The 4,011-nt window shown below is 62.2% G+C and carries 3 protein-coding genes; 2 read left to right on the forward strand and 1 reads right to left on the reverse strand.

The genetic code is table 11. The features are described from left to right. Window positions 1-343: 343 nt before the first annotated feature. Window positions 344-1,192 carry a hypothetical protein gene (locus Q0K12_RS12355; protein WP_297263274.1) on the reverse strand — a complete coding sequence of 283 codons (849 nt, stop codon included), beginning with the start codon at window positions 1,190-1,192 and terminating at the stop codon, window positions 344-346. A gap of 208 nt (window positions 1,193-1,400) precedes the next feature. Here Q0K12_RS12355 and Q0K12_RS12360 point away from each other — a divergent pair, with 208 nt between their 5' ends. Next, window positions 1,401-2,396: an OmpA family protein gene (locus Q0K12_RS12360; RefSeq protein WP_297263275.1), complete on the forward strand. Its 996-nt coding sequence runs from the start codon at window positions 1,401-1,403 to the stop codon at window positions 2,394-2,396. Between the two features lie 74 nt (window positions 2,397-2,470). After that, window positions 2,471-3,010 (forward strand): translation initiation factor 2, encoded by a 540-nt coding sequence (locus Q0K12_RS12365; protein ID WP_297263276.1) that lies wholly within the window; start codon window positions 2,471-2,473, stop codon window positions 3,008-3,010. Window positions 3,011-4,011: the final 1,001 nt, after the last annotated feature.

Consider the following 4,011-nt stretch of genomic DNA (forward strand, 5'->3'; position numbering starts at 1 on the left):
ACGGCCTCCGGCCGCCTTTCGGTCGCGCTCTGCTGTCGATGCCCGTAAGACTCCTGCGTCGCCTAACGGGCACGGCCCTTCGGGTCGCCGCCGGCGCGGGAGGACCCGGCCTTTTCGCAACGAAACGAGAAAAGGTGTCCGCTTCAACCTCCTCCAAGTCCCCTATCCCTTCCCCAGCGCGCTTTTGCCGGCGGAAAAGCCGGCGACACGAGGCGGCGGCACAGCGCCGCTCGGCCCAAACCAAGCGGAAAAACCGCGCGTTTTCCGCGAAACGACAGGTCGTATGGGTAAAACGCGAAGCCTTTCAACCGGAAAACGCTCTAAAAGGCAAGCGGGACATACGCTAAACGCCGCCCGCCGCCCCTTCCGGCAGCCAGAACCTGCCCTCGGCCACCAGCCGGACGGGCCCTTCCACCGTCGCCCGCATGGCTCCGCCCTGCCTGTCCACCGTCACCGTCAGCGGCTCGCCGCCCGGCTGCAGGATGGTGAAGACCCGGCGCGCGCCGGCCGGGCACAGGCGCAAGCCCAGCGCCAGCGCTCCGGAACCGCAGGCGTTTTCCAGACAGGTGGTCCCCGCATCCCGCACATGCACCACCGGGAACATCTCCAGCTGATGCTGCATCTGACGCCACCAGACCACGCCGGAGGCCGGCAGGGCCTGCAGGTCGTACTCGCGCCGCCAGATGGCCGACGCCGCCAGGAAGTCTTCCGGGAAGACATGGCGCTCATCGAGCAGCAGGTGCGCGATGCCGGGCAGACGCACGAGCGTCACACCGGGCGCAGGCTGCTGCACCGGACAGGCCGGCAGTTCCAGATCCGCCGCCACCTGCCACTCGGGCAGGCTTCCCCGCACGCGCAGCTCCACCGGCCCCTGCCAGCCGGAGACCTGCACCGCGAAGGCGTATTCCTGCGGCCCGTCCTGCGCCTCAGCCGTTTGACGGGCGCTCCGCGCCGCCTCCAGCGCCAGCAATGCCCCGAAGGCCCGCGTGGCGTTGACGCAAAACTCCCCTCCGGCCATACGCAGCCTGCGTTCCCGGACATGGCAGAAACCGGCCTGCTCCCCTCCCAGCAGGTGGGGCGACAGGGCCTGGGCGGCCGTGGCGGCCTGCTGCGAGCAGGCGACGGATTCGGCGGGAAAAAGCAGCGTGGTATTGCCGCTGGGACTCCACTTGCTGAATGACAATGCACCCATTGCTGTACCCTCTGTTATGCATCCAGTAGTAGCCAGCCCGGGGAAACTTGTCCAGACGGCCGTCAACGCCGCAGCATCAGCCGATATTCGCTTGCGAATCCTTTCTAGAAAGTGTATAGCAAAGAAAGCCATTCCCCTAACGGTGTGCGGGAGGGCGTTATGGCGGGCAAAATTTCCTGAGTTCAGGAGAAAACCTAAGGGAGGCTTTATGAAGTCCATTCGTCTGCTGGTGCTGGCTGCTGCCCTTGTGCTCAGCTATGCCGTTGCCGCCGCCGCGGCCCCTGTGTGCAACAAGAAGATCGAGAGCTTTGACTTCGTCGTGGACTACTCCGGTTCCATGATGATGAACAACAAGGATCTCAAGCAGCCCAAGATGGAAGCTGCCAAAACCGCTCTCAAGCGCGTCAATGCCGCTATCCCGGCGCTGGATTACTACGGTGGTCTGCACACCATCAGCCCCAACGGCGCCATCATCGAACAGGGCCCCTGGAACCGCGCCGCCATGGATGCCGGCATCAACCAGCTGAAGTCCGATTTCACCATCTTCGGTCGCATGACCAGCATGGGTGACGGCCTGCAGGTCTACACCCCCGCTTTCAACGCCATGAAGAAGCCCGGCGCCATCATCCTCGTGACCGACGGCGACAACAACCGCGGCGTGGACTTCGTGGAGATCGCCCGCCAGCTGTATGCCAGCCAGCGCGGCGTGACCCTGCACATCATCTCCTTTGCCGATACGCCCAACGGCGAAGCCAACATCAAGGCCCTGGCCGCTCTGAACCCCTCCACCGTGGTGGTGCGTGGCGAAGACCTCGTGAAGAGCGACGCCGCCGTGGAACGCTTCGTGCTGGCCGTCTTCTGCCAGGAAGAGACCGTCATCGTCCTGCGTGGCGTGAACTTCGCCTTTGATTCCTATGCCCTCGACAGCAAGGCCATGGGCATCCTCAACGAAGCCGCCGAGCTCATCAAGTCCTCGCCCAACAAGCGCGTGGTGCTGACCGGCTGGACCGACTACATGGGTACCGACGCCTACAACGCCAAGCTCTCTCAGAACCGCGCCAACTCCGTGAAGAGCTACCTGGCCAAGCAGGGCATCCCCGCCAGCCGCATGACCGCCATCGGCAAGGGCAAGTCCTACAAGTACGACAACAAGACCGAAGAAGGTCGCTACATGAACCGCCGCACCGAGCTTTCGTTCGAATAAAGCGGATCGCGTAGCCCATCAGTAAATCAGAGGACCCGGCGAGTTTCGCCGGGTCCTCACATTCAGGAGTACCCATGAAAAGCATTCTGACCCCCCTTGCCCTTGTTCTCTGCCTTGCCTTGAGCGGTTGCGGCCTGTTTGGCGGCGACAGCGGTTCCGCTGATCCTGTCATGGAAGTGGAGCAGAACGGCGACGCGCCTCAGGCCGAGCCCGCCGTGGCCGACAAGCCGGAAACTGCCGCCAAGCCGGAAAAGAAGGCTTCCTCCAACCTCAAGGGTGAAGCGCGCATCGCCGCCGATCTCCAGGTGACCGGCGAGCAGCTGGTGGGCCGTGCGGCCCGCACGGTCATGCCCTCCAAGGCCAGCCGCTCCGTGCGCAAGGTCGGCAAGGAATATGTTGCCAACTACATCGAAGTGGACCAGAGCAGCGTTTCCACGGATATGCGCCCCGGCAGCAAGGGCCAGTATGTGGGCTTCATCCGCTACAGCGAATATGAGTACGAGTGCCGCGCCGCCACCCGCCAGGAAGCCCTTTCCACCAGTCAGTGCGAACGTATCCGCACCCGCAATCTCAACGAGCTCATCCGCTACGACGGCAAGAAGTGGCTCTTCTAGAGCACTTTCCGTTTGAAACGCTTTGCGTTTCAAATCATACGGCTTGACGTTTCGCCTTTTTCACAGGCAACGCGCTCTGAGGCATGCCCGGATCAAACGGGCGTGTAGGCCAGCCCCTGAGAACGTCTGGCCGGCGGGCGCTGACCGGCCCGGCATCGGCTGATGCCACCGGCCGGATGGCAGGACGGAAAAAGCGGCAGAGAGGAAATCTCTCTGCCGCTTTTGATTTGCGCAACCAGTCGCCAAAAGAAAGGTTCAGCTCCCTTTCTTCATTCCTCCGATTGCTGAGATCTCGCCCGCTCTCGTTGTTCGCTTCTCGACTTCTTCTGTGCAGTCGAGGGACACTCCCCAGCCCTGGAACTTTCCGACGTCGCCTCCCCGCAAACTGCTCAGCAGACCGCAGTACGCCGTCGGGCGGCTCCGTGGCATCATGGAACCGCATACAGCCCGAAGGGCGGCTTGACGGTGCGGGGAAGCCTCAGGCCGCGAGCTGGAGAAGGTGGGGAAGCTGACTGCCCGACCGGCTTCACGACGGGAAGGATATCGAGAAAGGAAAGGATGGGGGAGGGAAAAGCTCTCTCCCGTACTGAACTCGTCCCACGTCCTAGATGTAGAGTCTCAACACTATTCGCTGTCTGCTTGGGGAAAGGGGAACCCATCCCTTCCCCAGCGCGTTTTTACCGTAGAAAGAGTCGGGAAAATGAGGCACGCCCCCTAAAAGGCAGGCGGGGCATGCACGGCCTGTTTGGCTTGTTTAGGGAAATTATTTGTAGAATTTGTATCAACAGGTAGGGCATTTTCCGTGTGAAACGCTTCGCGTTGCAAACCATACGGCCTGGCGTTTCACGGAAAAAGCGCGGGTTTTCCGCTTGGTTTGGGTCAGGCGACGCTGTGCCGCCGCCTCGCGTTTTACCTTTTTTAAAGATAAAACGCTCTAGGCTCAGGACTCATTACTCTTTTGTGCGAGGTAGGGCGGGATAAGGGTGAAGGTGGTGTGGGGA

The sequence above is a fragment of the uncultured Desulfovibrio sp. genome (assembly GCF_944324525.1).
GTDB lineage: Bacteria > Desulfobacterota > Desulfovibrionia > Desulfovibrionales > Desulfovibrionaceae > Desulfovibrio.

Coding starts and splice junctions, on each gene's coding strand:
- Q0K12_RS12355 (WP_297263274.1), bottom strand. CDS start 1,192: ATGGGTGCATTGTCATTCAGCAAGTGGAGTCCCAGCGGCAATACCACG.
- Q0K12_RS12360 (WP_297263275.1), top strand. CDS start 1,401: ATGAAGTCCATTCGTCTGCTGGTGCTGGCTGCTGCCCTTGTGCTCAGC.
- Q0K12_RS12365 (WP_297263276.1), top strand. CDS start 2,471: ATGAAAAGCATTCTGACCCCCCTTGCCCTTGTTCTCTGCCTTGCCTTG.